The 15,508-nt window shown below is 68.1% G+C and carries 13 protein-coding genes; all 13 read right to left on the bottom strand.

Annotated features, from left to right (window positions below):
- Positions 1–17: 17 nt before the first annotated feature.
- A complete protein-coding gene (locus tag ACQ4LY_RS14740) occupies positions 18–2,096 on the bottom strand; it encodes a primosomal protein N' (RefSeq protein ID WP_431072659.1) in 2,079 nt (692 codons plus the stop codon).
- An 11-nt stretch (positions 2,097–2,107) separates the two neighbouring features.
- Positions 2,108–3,301 carry a methionine adenosyltransferase gene (gene metK / locus ACQ4LY_RS14735; protein WP_431072657.1) on the bottom strand — a complete coding sequence of 398 codons (1,194 nt, stop codon included), beginning with the start codon at positions 3,299–3,301 and terminating at the stop codon, positions 2,108–2,110.
- A gap of 93 nt (positions 3,302–3,394) precedes the next feature.
- Positions 3,395–3,652: a DNA-directed RNA polymerase subunit omega gene (gene rpoZ / locus ACQ4LY_RS14730; RefSeq protein WP_431072656.1), complete on the bottom strand. Its 258-nt coding sequence runs from the start codon at positions 3,650–3,652 to the stop codon at positions 3,395–3,397.
- 65 nt (positions 3,653–3,717) lie between these two features.
- Positions 3,718–4,626: a guanylate kinase gene (gene gmk, locus ACQ4LY_RS14725; RefSeq protein ID WP_431072654.1), complete on the bottom strand. Its 909-nt coding sequence runs from the start codon at positions 4,624–4,626 to the stop codon at positions 3,718–3,720.
- The gene (gene pyrF, locus ACQ4LY_RS14720; protein WP_431072652.1) at positions 4,619–5,464 is read right to left on the bottom strand and encodes an orotidine-5'-phosphate decarboxylase; all 846 of its coding nucleotides are present in this window, start codon (positions 5,462–5,464) and stop codon (positions 4,619–4,621) included. The genes gmk and pyrF overlap by 8 nt, the downstream gene beginning before the upstream one ends.
- Positions 5,461–8,748 carry a carbamoyl-phosphate synthase large subunit gene (gene carB / locus ACQ4LY_RS14715; RefSeq protein WP_431072650.1) on the bottom strand — a complete coding sequence of 1,096 codons (3,288 nt, stop codon included), beginning with the start codon at positions 8,746–8,748 and terminating at the stop codon, positions 5,461–5,463. Before carB ends, pyrF begins: the two co-directional genes overlap by 4 nt.
- Positions 8,748–9,893, bottom strand: a complete 1,146-nt coding sequence (gene carA, locus ACQ4LY_RS14710) for a glutamine-hydrolyzing carbamoyl-phosphate synthase small subunit (protein WP_431072648.1) — start codon at positions 9,891–9,893, stop codon at positions 8,748–8,750. The genes carB and carA overlap by 1 nt, the downstream gene beginning before the upstream one ends.
- On the bottom strand, positions 9,890–10,426 hold the full coding sequence (locus tag ACQ4LY_RS14705) for a hypothetical protein (RefSeq protein WP_431072646.1): 537 nt from the start codon (positions 10,424–10,426) through the stop codon (positions 9,890–9,892). Before ACQ4LY_RS14705 ends, carA begins: the two co-directional genes overlap by 4 nt.
- Positions 10,423–11,727, bottom strand: coding sequence for a dihydroorotase (locus ACQ4LY_RS14700; protein ID WP_431072644.1), 1,305 nt, complete (start codon positions 11,725–11,727; stop codon positions 10,423–10,425). The genes ACQ4LY_RS14705 and ACQ4LY_RS14700 overlap by 4 nt, the downstream gene beginning before the upstream one ends.
- Positions 11,724–12,689, bottom strand: a complete 966-nt coding sequence (locus ACQ4LY_RS14695) for an aspartate carbamoyltransferase catalytic subunit (RefSeq protein WP_431072643.1) — start codon at positions 12,687–12,689, stop codon at positions 11,724–11,726. The genes ACQ4LY_RS14700 and ACQ4LY_RS14695 overlap by 4 nt, the downstream gene beginning before the upstream one ends.
- Positions 12,686–13,216: a bifunctional pyr operon transcriptional regulator/uracil phosphoribosyltransferase PyrR gene (gene pyrR / locus ACQ4LY_RS14690; protein ID WP_431072641.1), complete on the bottom strand. Its 531-nt coding sequence runs from the start codon at positions 13,214–13,216 to the stop codon at positions 12,686–12,688. The genes ACQ4LY_RS14695 and pyrR overlap by 4 nt, the downstream gene beginning before the upstream one ends.
- A gap of 69 nt (positions 13,217–13,285) precedes the next feature.
- Positions 13,286–13,870: a hypothetical protein gene (locus ACQ4LY_RS14685; RefSeq protein ID WP_431072639.1), complete on the bottom strand. Its 585-nt coding sequence runs from the start codon at positions 13,868–13,870 to the stop codon at positions 13,286–13,288.
- Between the two features lies 1 nt (position 13,871).
- The gene (locus ACQ4LY_RS14680; protein WP_431072637.1) at positions 13,872–15,449 is read right to left on the bottom strand and encodes a Rieske 2Fe-2S domain-containing protein; all 1,578 of its coding nucleotides are present in this window, start codon (positions 15,447–15,449) and stop codon (positions 13,872–13,874) included.
- Between the last annotated feature and the right edge of the window lie 59 nt (positions 15,450–15,508).

Genomic DNA, 15,508 nt, shown 5'->3' with positions numbered 1-15,508 from the left:
GACGGGGTTGGTCGCGATCAGAGCTCTGGGTCGAGGATATCGAGCCGAACCGAGAGCGCGCTCCGAGTCGACTTGCCCTTGCCTCGACGAGCGCTCACGGCCTCGGCGACGACCGAGGCACGGAGCGTCGTCGCGACCTTCGCCCCTGAGCCGTATTCGAAGCGCACGAGCGCACGGACACGGGGCGGATGGTCGTCGGACTCGATCGGCACAGGACCGAGAACCGCATCGGTCGGGAGCTTGAGCTCCTGCAGCGACGCCAGTGCGCGGGCGACGGCTGCCGTGGTGCCTTCGACGAGCGCCACGCGAGTGGCCGGCGGCATATGCAGCGGTGCGCGCTCGGCGAGCTCGGACCGCGCGTAACCGGACTGGTTCCACGTGGCGAGTGCCCGAGCGATAGATCCGTCGACTCCGACGAGGTGGATCGGGGCACCGGGAGCCGCGAGGGCTGCGGCATTGGACCACCAGCGCAGGCAGGCCTCTCCGATGCGGAGATCGGGGGCCTGCAGCATCCGCGGACCGTCGAGCAGGACGACCGCCCGGTAGCCGCCCTCAGCCAGCGGTTCTGCTCCGCGCGTCGCGACCACGAGCGACGGCTTGTCCGCGACGTGCTCCACAGGGTGTGCGCTGTCGGCCACGATCACACGGATGCCGGGGAACGCCTTGCCCAGTTCGTCGGCAGTGCGCTCGCTGCCCGACGAGGCGAGGCGCAGCTTCGTCGATGAGCACACAGGGCAGGTCCAGGCACGCGCGCCGCGCCCGCACCAGGCGCAGACGGGGACGGCCCCGCGATGCTTGGCACCCAGAGGGCCCCCGCAGTGAGCGCAGCGGGCAGGGGCCCGGCACTCGGCGCAGACCAGCGACGGCGCGAACCCGGGGCGGGAGACCTGCACCAGGACTGGGCCCTCCGCGGCGGCGTTGCGGGCCGAGAGGAACGCGGACGAGGGCATCCGCTGCGCCGTGGGCGCATCCATCTCCTGAGGTGTGCTCAGCACCACTCTCGGGAGGACCCGGCGCGCAGCGCGGACATCCTGCAGCCAGCCGTGCGCGACCAGACGCTCGACGTCTGTGGTGCGCGTGTGCCCGACGAAGAGAAGCGCTGAGTCCTCCTGCTCCTGACGGAGAAGCGCCGAGTCTCTCGCGTTGATGTAGGGCGCGAGCGGTTCCCCCAACAGCGGATCCCCGTCGTCCCACAGGGCGACGAGCCCGGCTCGCACGGGGGCGTACACGGCGGAGCGGTTGCCGACGACGATGCTCGGTGCGTCTTCCAGAGAGCGGAGGAATGATCGATAGCGATCGGGGTTGGTCTGCCGTGAGTCGTACCGGGCGACGGCTTCGGCGGGGACGGCGGTGGCGAGCACGGCGAGGAGCTGATCGAGATCTCGGTGATCCGGAACGACCAGGATGCTCGACCTTCCGGCAGCGAGCATGCGTGCCGCCGACGACGCGAGCAGCGCCGCCCAGCCGGGCGCGCCGTCGTGGTGCACCGGGATCGCCTCGACGGCGGCACGCCCGCCGGACTCCAGCACCTCCTCGAGACCGTCGTACGACGCGATCAGTCCGACCGCGCCCGTGAGGGCCTCGTCGGTCGGGACGACCGAGGGCGAGTCCGCTTTCCAGGCCTTCTCGACACGCACCTGTCTCTTCGGGATGACGAGTCGGAGCACGTCGGATGCCGAACCCGCCGCTCGATCTGCGGCACGGCGCGCGAGACGGTACAGCCGGTCGGGCAGCACCGACACCTGAGACACGATGCCGTCGACTTCGGACAGCGGTCGATCCGCGTCGTCTTCGGTGTCGATCTCGATGACGTAGCCGTCGATCACCCGGCCTGCCGTGCGGAGAGGCACGCGCACGCGGACTCCCGCCGGAACGTCGCCGAGCTCGTCCGGCAGCGCGTAGTCGAAGAGTCGGTCGAGCTGCGGGAGCGGCGAATCCAGGAGTACCCGCGCGATGCGTCGGCTCTGCGTCGTCGTGGTCGGAGCGCTGTCATCAGGCGCCTGGCCGTCGGAAGGCGTCGGCTCCGGCCGGTCGGAGGTCTCACGCCCGTCGGATGGCAGCGGCTCGTCGGATGGCAGCGGCCCGTCAGATGGCATCAGGCCACCTGTCAGAGGCCGGCAGCGCGTCGCAGCTCTTCAGCGCGGTCGGTGCGCTCCCACGTGAACTCCGGCAGCTCGCGCCCGAAGTGTCCGTAAGCGGCGGTCTGCGCGTAGATCGGGCGAAGCAGGTCGAGCTGCTCGATGATCGCCTGCGGACGCAGATCGAAGACCTCGCTGATCGCTCGCGTGATGACCTCGTCGGAGACCTTGCCCGTGCCGAACGTCTCGACGTAGAGGCCGACAGGACGAGCGACGCCGATCGCGTACGCGACCTGCACCTCGAGACGGTCGGCGAGTCCCGCGGCGACCGCGTTCTTCGCGACCCACCGGGTGGCGTAGGCGCCCGAGCGGTCGACCTTGGACGGGTCCTTGCCGCTGAAGGCACCGCCACCGTGTCGAGCGGCGCCGCCGTAGGTGTCGATGATGATCTTGCGTCCGGTGAGACCGGCGTCACCCTTGGGTCCGCCTGTGACGAACGGGCCCGCGGGGTTGATGTAGTACGTGATGTCGTCGAGATCGAGCCCAGTGGACGCGAGGATCGGGTCGATCACGTGCTCGCGCACCTGCGCCTTCAGCTCGTCCTGCGAGATGTCGGGGTGATGCTGCGTCGAGAGCACGACGGCATCGACGGTCTTCGGAGTGAAGCCGTCGTACCCGAGCGTGACCTGCGTCTTGCCGTCAGGACGCAGGAACGGCAGCACCCCTGACCGACGCACCTCGGTCAACCGCTCCGCGATGCGGTGCGCCGTCCACGCCGCCATCGGCATGAGCTGAGGCGTCTCGTTGGTGGCGAACCCGAACATGATGCCCTGGTCGCCCGCGCCGAGACCGTCGAGAGGATCGATCGATCCGCCGTCCCGGTGCTCCTGCGCGTTGTCGACGCCGTGCGCGATGTCCGTCGACTGCTCGCCGACAGAGATGCTGACGCCGCAGGAATCGCCGTCGAAGCCGGTTTCGCTCGACGTGTAGCCGATGCGGTTCACCACCTGGCGGACGATGGTCGGGATGTCCACGTAGGCCTCGGTGCGGATCTCGCCGGCGACGTGCACAAGTCCCGTGGTGACGAGGGTCTCGACCGCGACCCGGGAATCCCTGTCTTTCGCGATGAGCCCGTCGAGGATGCTGTCCGAGATCTGGTCGCAGATCTTGTCCGGGTGCCCTTCGGTGACGGACTCGGACGTGAACAGACGCAGGGCGCTCATCAGGGCTCCAGAACGGGGTCGGACGGTAAGAAGGGGGTGGACCCCATGATGGACCGCACCGCCGACATCAGCCGGCGGTGCGGTCATCGGACGTCACTCGACGTGACGGAGGCGGAGCTTGTCCTCGTTGATCTCGTGCAGAGCGATCGTCAGCGGCTTGTCCTCGACCGAGGAGTCGACCAGCGGACCGACGTTGTCGAAGAGGTTTCCCTCGTGCAGGTCGGAGTAGTAGTCGTTGATCTGGCGCGCGCGCTTGGCGGCGTAGATGACGAGCTCGTACTTCGAGTCGACACGGTCGAGCAGGTTGTCGATCGGGGGATCGATGATTCCGTTGGTGTGGTGTCCGGCCATGGTGGGACCTCCTGATCAGGCGACGGGATCGTCGCGAAGACGGTGTAGCGGGCGCGCGAAGATGCTCAGCGCGCAGAGCTCGAAGACAATTCTACGACCTCTGCGGCAGCGGTGGCGACGTCCTCGTTCACGATCAGGTGGTCGAACTCGTTCTGCGCGGCCAATTCGACCTTCGCGGTGCGAAGGCGACGAGCCCGTTCCTCGGCGCCTTCGGTGCCACGTCCGACCAGTCTCTGCACGAGTTCGTCCCACGTCGGCGGGAGCAGGAAGATCAGGGTCGCGGCGGGCTCGGCCTTGCGGACCTGACGCGCGCCCTGCAGATCGATCTCGAGCAGAACCGTCTTGCCCTCGGCAAGAGCAGCGTCGATCGGCGCCCGGGGAGTGCCGTAGCGCGAGCGGTTGTGCACGACGGCGTATTCGAGCAGCTCGTCTTCGGCGATCAGCCGGTCGAACTCGGCGTCTTCGACGAAGTAGTAGTGAACCCCGTCGACCTCACCGGGGCGCGCCGGCCGCGTCGTGGCCGAGACCGACAGATGGATCTCGGGATTGTTCTCGCGGATGTGAGCGGCGACCGTGCCCTTGCCCACCGCAGTGGGCCCCGCCAGGACGAGCAGGCGGCTGCGGGCGCCGCGCGGCTCGAGCACGGGGAAACGCGAGTCGAGCCACTGCGAGAGCGCGACGCGCTGACGGACGCCCAGACCGCCCAGTCGCTTGACCGGCGAGATGTGCAGCTCGTCGAGGATGCGGTCGCGCTTGCCCGCGCCGATCGCCGGGAGGGCGAGCAGGAAGTCGGTGATGCGCATCGAGCCCTCGACCGAGTCCGGATCGGCGCTCGCGCGGTCGAGGACTGTCTGCGGGGTCACGACGCGCATGGTCAGATCGCGCTTGAGCGAGGCACGTGCACGTCGCCGCTCGACGGCCTTGCGGGCGGCGGCGGCGCGATCGACCTCTGGGACCGGACGAGACTCAGCCACGGCCGGCCTCCCTGTACTCTGCGACGCGAGCGTCGATGGCGGCGACGAGGCCGGCGGGCCCTGCCGAGAGGATGCTGCGGCTCTCGCTGGCGATGACCGCTGCGCTCATCGCGCCGAAGCGGCGGTGGAGATCGGCGGGGGCGGCACCCTGCGTCCCGAACCCGGGCGCCAGGATGGGGGCCGTCGGCGCGAAACCGGCGATGCCCGCATCGGCCCAGTCGACCGTGGCGCCGATGACGAAGCCGAAGCTCCCCCACTCCCCCGCGCTCGACTGTTCCGCATTGCGGGACGAGACCACGGCGATGATGTCTGCCGACACCGCGCGTCCCGTCTCCGAGACCGCGCGCTGCAGCCCTTCTGCCTCAGGGTTGCTGGTCGCCGCGAGGACGAACAGCCCCTTGTCGTGCTGCTGTGCCAGGGCGAACGCGCCGTCCAGCGCCCCCACGCCGAGGAACGGGTTCACCGTGAGCGCGTCGGCCTCCATTGGAGACCCCGGCGTGAGCCAGGCTTCGGCATACGCATCCATCGTGGATCCGATGTCGCCGCGCTTCGCGTCGGCGATCACGATCAGACCGGCGGTGCGTGCCGCGGAGAGGACGTCTTCGAGGGCGGCGATCCCTGTGGAGCCGAAGCGCTCGAAGAACGATACCTGCGGTTTCACCACGCCGACCCGGCCTGCGGCGGCCTCGACCGTCCGCAGCCCGAAATCACGCGCCCCGCGAGCGTCATCCGTGAGTCCCCAGGACCGCAGGAGCGACGCATGCGGGTCGATGCCCACGCAGAGCGGGCCGTGCGCCGACAGTGCGGCACGGACCCGCTCACCGAAGCGTGCGCTCACAAAGCGGCCTTCCGGTCGAGCGCGTACTCCTGCAGGCTCTTGACCTGGAAGCCCTCGTGCGCCGCGTCCATTCCGCTCACCGCTGCGCCGAGGACGGCCATCGTGGTGAACAGCGCCTTGTCGGCTGCGACCGCTGCCGCGCGGATCTCGTAGCCGTCCGCACGCGCCGCTCCCCCCGAGGGGGTGTTCACGACGATGTCGATCGCACCCTCGTTGATCAGGTCGACGATGTTCGTGGCCCCCGACTCCTGGGTCTCGCTGTACTTCTCGACGACGGTCACGGCGATGCCGTTGCGCGACAGGATCTCGGCTGTGCCCTCCGTCGCCACGATCGTGAAACCGAGCTGCTGCAGGCGGTGCGCCGGAAGGATGACCGCTCGCTTGTCGGAGTCTGCGACCGAGATGAACACTGTGCCCGAGGTCGGCATCCCGCCGTAGGCGGCCGCCTGGCTCTTCGCGAACGCCGTCGGGAAGTCGCGGTCGATGCCCATGACCTCACCTGTCGAGCGCATCTCCGGTCCGAGGATCGAGTCGACCGTCTTGCCGTCTGCGGTGCGGAACCGCTTGAAGGGCAGCACGGCCTCTTTGACCGACACGGGAGCGTCGAGGGGCACGCGCGAACCGTCCTGCTCGGGCAGCATGCCCTCGGCGCGCAGCTCCGCGATCGTCGATCCCACCATCACACGGCTCGCGGCCTTGGCCATCGGGATGCCCAGCGCCTTCGAGACGAAGGGCACCGTGCGGCTCGCGCGCGGGTTCGCCTCGATCACGTAGAGCACACCGGCGCTGATCGCGAACTGCACGTTCAGCAGACCACGGACGCCCACGCCCTTCGCGATCGCCAGCGTCGCCTCGCGGACACGGTCGATGTCGGTGCGCCCGAGTGAGACGGGAGGAAGGGTGCAGCTCGAGTCGCCCGAGTGGATGCCGGCCTCTTCGAGGTGCTCCATCACTCCGCCGATGAACAGTTCGGTGCCGTCGTAGAGGGCATCGACATCGAGCTCGATCGCGTCATCGAGGAACCGGTCGACGAGTAGCGGCTTGCCCTCTTCGATGATGACCTCGCCCGCCGTGCGCACGAAGTACTCGCGCAGCGAATCGGAGCTGTAGACGATCTCCATCCCGCGTCCGCCGAGCACGAAGCTCGGGCGCACGAGCACCGGGTATCCGATCTCCTCCGCCACCGCCACCGCGCCGTCCGCGTCCACAGCGGTGCCGTGGCGGGGGGCGATGAGGCCCGCGCTGTCGAGAAGCTGAGAGAACAGCTCGCGCTCTTCGGCGATGTCGATGGCCTCGGGGCTGGTGCCCAGCACCTGGTAGCCGGCTGCCTCGATGCCCTTCGCGAGCCCCAGCGGGGTCTGTCCGCCGAGCTGGCAGACAACGCCCAGGATGGTTCCGCTGGCGGATTCCGCATCGAGGACCTCGAGCACGTCCTCGAGCGTGAGCGGCTCGAAGTAGAGCCGGTCCGACGTGTCGTAGTCGGTCGACACGGTCTCGGGGTTGCAGTTGACCATGATGGTCTCGAAGCCGGCATCCGAGAGGGCGAATGACGCGTGGACGCAGGAGTAGTCGAACTCGACCCCCTGGCCGATGCGGTTCGGGCCCGATCCGATGATCACGACCTTGGTGCGATCCGACGGCGTGACCTCCGTCTCGAAGTCGTAGCTCGAGTAGTGGTACGGCGTGAGAGCCGGGAACTCGCCGGCGCAGGTGTCGACGGTCTTGAACACCGGACGGATGCCGAGGCCATGGCGCACGCCGCGGATCTCCGCCTCCTTCTCGCCTCGCAGCTCGGCGATCTGCGCGTCGGAGAAGCCGTACTCCTTCGCGTATCGGAGTGTCGCGGCATCGAGCTCGGGCGCTGCGGCGACGATCTCGGCGACCTCGTTGATCAGCACGATCTGGTCGATGAACCACGGGTCGATCGCCGTGGCGTCGAATGCCTGCTCGACGGTCGCGCCCTTGCGCAGCGCCTGCTGCAGTGTGACGATGCGTCCGTCGGTCGGCACCTTCGAGGTCTCGAGCAGCTCTTCGACCGAACGCTCCTCGATGCCCCAGTGGAAGCTGGAGCCGCGCTTCTCGAGCGAGCGGAGCGCCTTCTGGAGGGCGGTCGCGTAGTTGCGTCCGATGGCCATGGCCTCGCCGACGGACTTCATGGTCGTGGTGAGCGTGGCGTCTGCGGCCGGGAACTTCTCGAACGCGAAACGCGGAACCTTGACGACGACGTAGTCGAGCGTGGGCTCGAAGCTCGCCGGGGTGACGCCGGTGATGTCGTTCGGGATCTCGTCGAGGCGGTAGCCGAGCGCGAGCTTGGCGGCGAGCTTGGCGATCGGGAATCCGGTCGCCTTCGAGGCCAGGGCGCTCGAACGCGAGACGCGCGGGTTCATCTCGATCACGATGATGCGGCCGTTGCTGGGGTCGATGGCGAACTGGATGTTGCATCCGCCGGTGTCGACCCCGACGGCGCGGATGATGTCGATGCCGATGTCGCGGAGCTTCTGGTACTCGCGGTCGGTCAGCGTCAGCGCCGGGGCGACCGTGATCGAGTCTCCCGTGTGCACGCCGACCGGGTCGACGTTCTCGATCGAGCAGACGACCACCGTGTTGTCGGCGGTGTCGCGCATGAGCTCGAGCTCGTATTCCTTCCAGCCGAGGATGGACTCCTCCAGGAGCACCTCGGTGGTCGGCGAGTCTCGGAGCCCCGCACCGCCGATACGGCGCAGGTCCTGCTCGTCGTAGGCGAATCCGGAACCGAGACCGCCCATGGTGAACGACGGGCGGACGACGAGCGGGTAGCCGAGCTCAGCCGCACCCTCGAGCAGATCGTCCATGGTGTGCGCGATGATGCTGCGCGCCACGTCTGCGCCGGCATCCAGCACCAGCTGCTTGAAGATCTGACGGTCCTCGCCCTTGTTGATCGCCTCGAAGCTCGCGCCGATCAGCTCGACGTCGTACTTCTCGAGGATGCCGTGGTTGTGCAGTTCGATCGCGGCGTTCAGCGCGGTCTGACCGCCGAGGGTCGGCAGGATGGCATCCGGGCGCTCCTTGGCGATGATGGTCTCGATGACCTGCCAGGTGATCGGCTCGATGTACGTCGCGTCGGCGAAGTCGGGGTCGGTCATGATCGTGGCCGGGTTGGAGTTGACCAGGATGACCCGCACACCCTCCTCGCGGAGGACACGGCACGCCTGGGTGCCGGAGTAGTCGAACTCGCACGCCTGACCGATGACGATCGGGCCGGAGCCGATGACGAGAACGGAGTTGATGTCGTCGCGCTTGGGCATTACTTGGCGTCCTTCTTGCTGGCGATGACCATGTCGCGGAACCGGTCGAAGAGGTAGTTGGCGTCGTGGGGGCCTGCGGCCGCCTCCGGGTGGTACTGCACGGAGAACGCGGGGATGTCGAGAGCCCGGAGACCTTCCACGACCTTGTCGTTCAGTCCGACGTGGCTGACCTCGACCTTGCCGTAGCCGTTCGGGCTGTCGAAGGAGCCCTCGAGAGGGGCCTCCACCGCGAAGCCGTGGTTGTGCGCGGTGATCTCGACTCGACCGGTCGACTTGTCGAGCACGGGCTGGTTGATGCCGCGGTGACCGAACGGCAGCTTGTAGGTGCCGAGGCCGAGTGCGCGACCGAGCAGCTGGTTTCCGAAGCAGATGCCGAAGAAGGGAAGACCGTCATCGAGGACCGCGCGAAGCAGCTCGACGTGATCCCCGGATGCTGCAGGGTCGCCGGGGCCGTTCGAGTAGAAGACCGCGACCGGATCGATCGAGCGGATGTCGTCGATCGTGACGCTCTGCGGCAGCACGTGCACCTCGAAGCCACGCGCGGCGAGGTTGTCGATCGTGGCCTGTTTGACGCCGAGGTCGAGGACTGCGAGGTTGCCCACCCGCTCGCCCATGGCCGTCGTCACGGTGGCGACATCGACAGAGACCTGCGCCGACAGGTTCTGACCGGCCATCTGAGGCGCTTCACGCACGATGCGCAACTGCTCCTCGGCGTCGAGCTGAGCGGCCTCTCCCGAGAAGATGCCGCCGCGCATCGAGCCGGCCGATCGGATGTGGCGGGTGATCGACCGGGTGTCGATGCCGCTGATGCCGACGATCCCGTCCTGCACGAGCACTTCGTCGAGCGAGGCGTTCGCGCGCCAGTTCGAGACGACGCGCGAGGGGTCGCGCACGATGTAGCCGGCCACCCAGATGCGTCGGGACTCGGGGTCCTCGTCGTTCATGCCGGTGTTGCCGATGTGCGGTGCGGTCTGCAGCACGATCTGTCCGGCATAGGACGGGTCGGTGAGCGTCTCCTGGTAGCCGGACATGCCGGTGGCGAAGACGACCTCGCCGATCGTGGTTCCCAGTGCGCCGTACGCGCGGCCGGTGTGGCGGGTCCCGTCTTCGAGGACGAGGACGGCGGGTTCGGGGAGGGCTGTCATGACGTTGCTCCTGTGTCGGGGGCGGCGGTGTCGTCCGAGGCGCCGGAGGCGGGGACGAGTCGCTGCAGTTCTGAGATGAAGTTCTGGGGATCTCCGTCGGTCAGACGGAGGTAGGAGTCGACGATCGTGTCGTCGTCGGTGCTCCAGGCCACACGGACCAGGCCACCGGGCTCGACCACGCGATCGATCGTGACCGTCGCACGGCCGACGCTCTCGAGACGAGACGCGGCCAGGAAGACAGTCGGTGCGCCGTCGAGGCACAGCGCCAGACCACGGTCGGTCACCGCGACCTCGCCTCGCGCGCGGTACGCGAGAGGCGACAGCGTCAGTCGCTCGAGCGGCTGGTCGTGCTTCGTGGTCGACACGTACAGCACCTCGTGGCGGTCGAGGACCTCGGCGTGCTCGGGAACCCCGAGCGGCGCCGTGAGGCCGGAGTCGCGTCGAAGTCGTCGTCGCCATGCGGTGAACATCGCGAGCAGGACGAGCGCGGCCACGGCGATCGTGATCGCGATGGCGATGTCCCTGGCGCTCATGCGTTCAGCTCCTCGACGACGGCGCCGCCGGCGACCGTCACGACCCCGCGGTGCACGGTGTACTCGACCCGTCCGGGCAGGTCACGCCCGAGGTAGGGCGAGTTCACGCTGCGGCCGTGCAGATCGGACTCCGTGAACACCCCGGCGACCGAGGCGTCGTAGAGCGCGATCTGCGCGGGAGCACCGACCTCGAGAGGCGTGCCGTGCCCTGAGAGCCGACCGATCCGCGCGGGTGCCGCACTCATCACCCGTGACACGTCCTCCCAGCCGATCAGGCCGGTCTGCACCATCGACTGGTGCACGACGCGCAGGGCGCTCTCGAGGCCCACCATGCCGTTCGCGGCGGCCTGCCACTCGCATGCCTTGTGCTCGCTCGGGTGCGGCGCGTGGTCGGTCGCGACGATGTCGATCGTGCCGTCCGCGAGGCCCTCGCGCACGGCGAGCACGTCTTCTTCGCGGCGCAGGGGCGGGTTGACCTTGTACCGGGCGTCGTACCCGCGCACGAGCTCGTCGGTCAGCAGCAGGTGGTGAGGGGTGACCTCGGCGGTCACATTGATGCCGCGCTTCTTGGCCCAGCGGATGATGTCCACCGAACCCGCGGTCGAGAGGTGGCAGACGTGCAGGCGCGAGCCCACGTGCTCAGCGAGGAGCACATCGCGGGCGATGATCGACTCCTCAGCCACCGCGGGCCATCCGGCCAGTCCGAGCTCCGCCGACACGGTGCCCTCGTTCATCTGGGCGCCCTCGGTGAGGCGAGGATCCTGCGCGTGCTGGGCGATGACGCCGTCGAAGGACTTCACGTACTCGAGCGCGCGCCGCATGATCAGCGGATCGAAGACGCAGAAGCCGTCGTCGCTGAAGACGCGCACCTGGGCGCGCGACGTCGCCATCGCGCCCAGCTCGGCGAGCCGCTCGCCCTTCTGCCCGACGGTGACCGCGCCGATCGGCTGGACCGTGGCGTAGCCTGCGGCCTCCCCGAGTGCGAGCTCCTGCTCGACGACTCCGGCCGTGTCTGCGACCGGCGACGTGTTCGGCATCGCGAAGACGGCCGTGAAGCCACCGGCCGCCGCCGCGCGGGTTCCGGTGAGGATCGTCTCGGACGCCTCGTATCCGGGCTCACGCAGATGCGTGTGCAGATCGACCAGCCCCGGGAGGGCGACCAGACCCGCCGCGTCGATGACGCGGGCGCCCGAGCGACTGAGCCCTGCGCCGATCTCGGAGATCACCCCGTTCTCGACGATGATGTCGGCGCTCTTCGCACCGAGAAGCTGTGCGCCGGTGATGACGAGGGTCTCGCTCACTGGTCTCCCCCTCGTTCGTCGTCTCGTTCTCCTGCAAGGAGCAGGTACAGCACTGCCATCCGGATGGACACCCCGTTCGTCACCTGTTCCAGCACGGTGGATCGTGGGGAATCGGCGGCTTCGGAGGAGATCTCCAACCCCCGGTTCATGGGTCCGGGGTGCATCACAATGCTACCGTCAGGAAGGCCCGCGACTCGCAGTGCGTCAAGACCCCATCTTCTGGAATACTCCCGCTCAGTGGGGAAATACGCGGCGTTCATCCGCTCGAGCTGGATGCGCAGCATCATCACTGCGTCCGGCCCCTGCGCCAGCGCCTGATCGAGGTCGTACACGACCTTGGCGGGCCAGAGCGAGACGTTCTGCGGGACGAGGGTCGGCGGGGACACCAGCGTGACCTCGGCACCGAGGGTCGCGAGCAGCCAGACGTTGGATCGCGCGACCCGCGAGTGCAGCACGTCCCCGACGATGACGACGCGGACTCCGGCCAGATCACGGCCCCGGCTGTCCGCGCCGAAACGCCGTTTGCGGATCGTGAACGCGTCGAGCAGCGCCTGCGTCGGATGCTCATGCGTGCCGTCGCCGGCGTTGACGACGCCGGCGGAGATCCAGCCGCTCGTGGCGAGCGTCTGCGGGGCGCCGGAGGCGGGATGGCGGATGACGACGGCATCCGCCCCCATCGCCTGCAGCGTCTGGGCCGTGTCCTTCAGGCTCTCGCCCTTGGAGACGCTGGAGCCCTTCGCAGCGAAGTTGATCACATCGGCCGAGAGGCGCTTCGCGGCCGCCTCGAACGAGATGCGGGTGCGCGTCGAGTCCTCGAAGAACAGGTTGACGACGGTCTTGCCGCGCAGCGTCGGGAGCTTCTTGACCTCGCGCGACTGCGTGTCGGACATGTCCTCGGCGACGTCGAGGATGCGCAGAGCGGTCTCGCGGTCGAGGGTGCGGGTGTCGAGGAGATGTCTCATGCTTCGATCGTCACCTCTTCGGCGCCGTCGTCTTCGGTGAGGCGCACGTTGACGCGCTCCTGCCGGGACGAGGGGATGTTCTTGCCGACGAAATCAGGGCGGATCGGCAGCTCGCGGTGGCCGCGGTCGACGAGGATCGCCAGGCGCACGACCGCAGGGCGACCGATCGACTGCAACGCGTCGAGAGCGGCACGGATGCTGCGTCCCGAGAAGAGCACGTCGTCGACGAGGACCACGGTGCGTCCGTCGATCCCGCCGACGGGGATGTCCGTCGGCCGCGGCGACCTGGTCGGGTGCTTGGCGAGATCGTCACGGAACATCGTGACGTCGAGCGCTCCCACCGGCACTGAGGTCTCTGCGATCTCGCCGATGACGGCGGCGAGGCGACGGGCGAGAGTGACTCCGCGGGTCGGAATGCCCAGCAGGACGAGGTTCTCAGCCCCTCGGTTGGATTCGAGGATCTCGTGTGCGATGCGGGTCAGAGCCCGCGAGATATCGGCTTCGTGCAGAACGGTGCGTGCACTCATCAGCCGCTCCCTTCTCCGCCTCACAGGACGGTGTTAAAGGTTGCTTGATGCGTCCAGTCTAGCGCGCGGTCAGCGCCAGCCGAGAACGTCGCGGACGACCGCCTGGGAGGCGGGCGATCCGTCGTTCGCGATACCGCGCAGGGATTCGTGCGAGAGCATCGCTCCCTCAGCTCCCGCCGCCGCGGTGATCTGCTCGAGCGCTGCGGCGACCCGCGGCGCCGCCGCCCGCGCATGGGTGGCGTCACCGCGTGCGGACATGTGAGGGAAGACGACGAGTTCCGCGACGCCGGCGGCCACCGGGCGCGCGGAGGCGACGACCAACGTCGGCGGAAGCACATGCTGGAGCGCGTGCGGCATGGGGAACGGCAGCTCGTCGGTCAGAAGGCCGCGCCACCAGCTGCGATGCGAACGCTTCTCGTCACCGATCTCGAGGGCTGTCGCCGTCCACTCCGAGCCGCGCTCGCGCAGACTCTCGGCGAAGCCGTCGGCTCGGGCCTCGAATCCCTCCTCGGTGAGGAAGTCGGCGGCGATCCGCACGAGGCGCTCAGAATCGGAGCGCACGATCCACCGAGCACCGCGCCATGGTCCCTTGTACTCGAGCCGCGACGTGCGTGCGTCACGGCCGGAACCCTGCGGGTGCGGGGAACGCGGCACGTCAGCTTGCCTCGCTGAGCACGGCGTCGGTGACCTCGTCGATCTTCGTCGAGCGGATCGGGTGACCGCTGGTCGAGAGGCAGCGACCGGTCTTCAGGTCCCACTTCCAGTCGTGCATGCTGCACGTCAGGATGCCGTCCTCGTCGACTTTCCCGGTCTTCGTGAGGTCGGCGCGCAGATGCGGGCAGCGACGCTGCACGATCCAGTCGCCGACTTCGGCATCCTCGGTCTGGTCGGTCTGCTCCTGATACCAGTTCTCGACGTACTCGATGCGGTCGACCGAGAGACACTTGAGGAACGTCGTGAGGAACTCGTTGAATTTGCCGCTGCGTCCGACCTGGAACTGCATCGACAGGAAGATCGAGTTCGACCAGTCGATCTCATGGTCGCGGATGTTCGTCGAGACGAGATCGGCGGGGATCGTGTACCAGTAGATGCACTCCTCGCCGGCATACTCGCGCACCTTGGCCCGGGGGAAGTCGACGACCATGTCGAGGTCGCCGATCTTGAACCGGACGCACCCGCCGACGCCGAGACGGATGGTGCGCGACTTCTTCAACAGCGGCTCCCACCAGCCCTTGAGTGCTTCGAGGATCTCGGCGGCGGGAAGGACCTCGGCGCGCGACGCCTCCTCGTCCCGGATCTCCTGCTGCCGCGACGACCGCTGCTCCTCGAGGTAGTCCCACTTCTCGTCGAAGATGTGGGCGAGCTCCGCCTCTGTGTAGAGCGACTGCTCCGTGGCCACGTCTCCTCCGTCGACCGTGACGACCGTGCCGGGGACGAACAGGTGACCGTCGTACTGCGGAGACAGCTCGTTCATGTGCGCGAGGAACTGCTTCTGATCCGTGAAGATGGACTCGCCGTTGCGGCCGATCCCGTTGAAGTCGAAGAGATCGTCACGGAGGAACATGGGCGGCCCTGCCATCGGGAAGACGTGCGGGGCATCCACTTTGTCGATGTAATACATCGCTCGCTTGTTCTGGGCGTCGCGCTTGAGCTTCGCGAAGTTCTGCTTCGCATCCATCGGCAGGTCGTAGACCATGGGCCACCAGATGGCCCCGGACACCTGCGTGAAGTATGCATCGGGCTTCCCGAAGTGCAGGAGCGTGTCGAGATCGAGAGGATGCGAGTCATTCTGGTTGAGGATCGACGCGGTGCCGTCGTCGACGCTCAGCGACGAGTCGCCGATCGGGCCGTCGCTCGGGGCGCGCAGCGGCGTGATCATGATCTTCAGCTCGCCGCGCTCGATGATCTCGCCGGCGGGCGCGTAGGTGATGTTCGTGTAGCCGAGCGCCCTGATGTCCTTCTCGAGGTCATCGATCGGGTACTCGGGCAGGAGCACCTCGATGTCCTTGCGGATGTACCGCTCGAGCAGCCTCGGGTCGAAGTGGTCGCGGTGGCGGTGTGAGATGTAGAGGAAGTCCGCCTCACGTCCGAATCGCTCCCAGTCGAGCCCCCTGTTGTCGGGGAACGGGAACCAGGAGCCGAAGAACGAGGGCCCGAGAACGGGGTCGCAGATGATGTTCCCGCCGACCGTCTCGATGAACATCCCGGCGTGGCCGAGTCCCGTGATCCGCATGCATTCCTCCTGAAGTGAACCGTTCGATTCTACCGATGGGCCCCTGAGCGGAGGCGGTG

It is taken from the genome of Microbacterium phyllosphaerae (genome assembly GCF_050628115.1).
GTDB lineage: Bacteria > Actinomycetota > Actinomycetes > Actinomycetales > Microbacteriaceae > Microbacterium > Microbacterium phyllosphaerae_A.
This window is presented reverse-complemented; position numbering and strand designations above follow the sequence as displayed.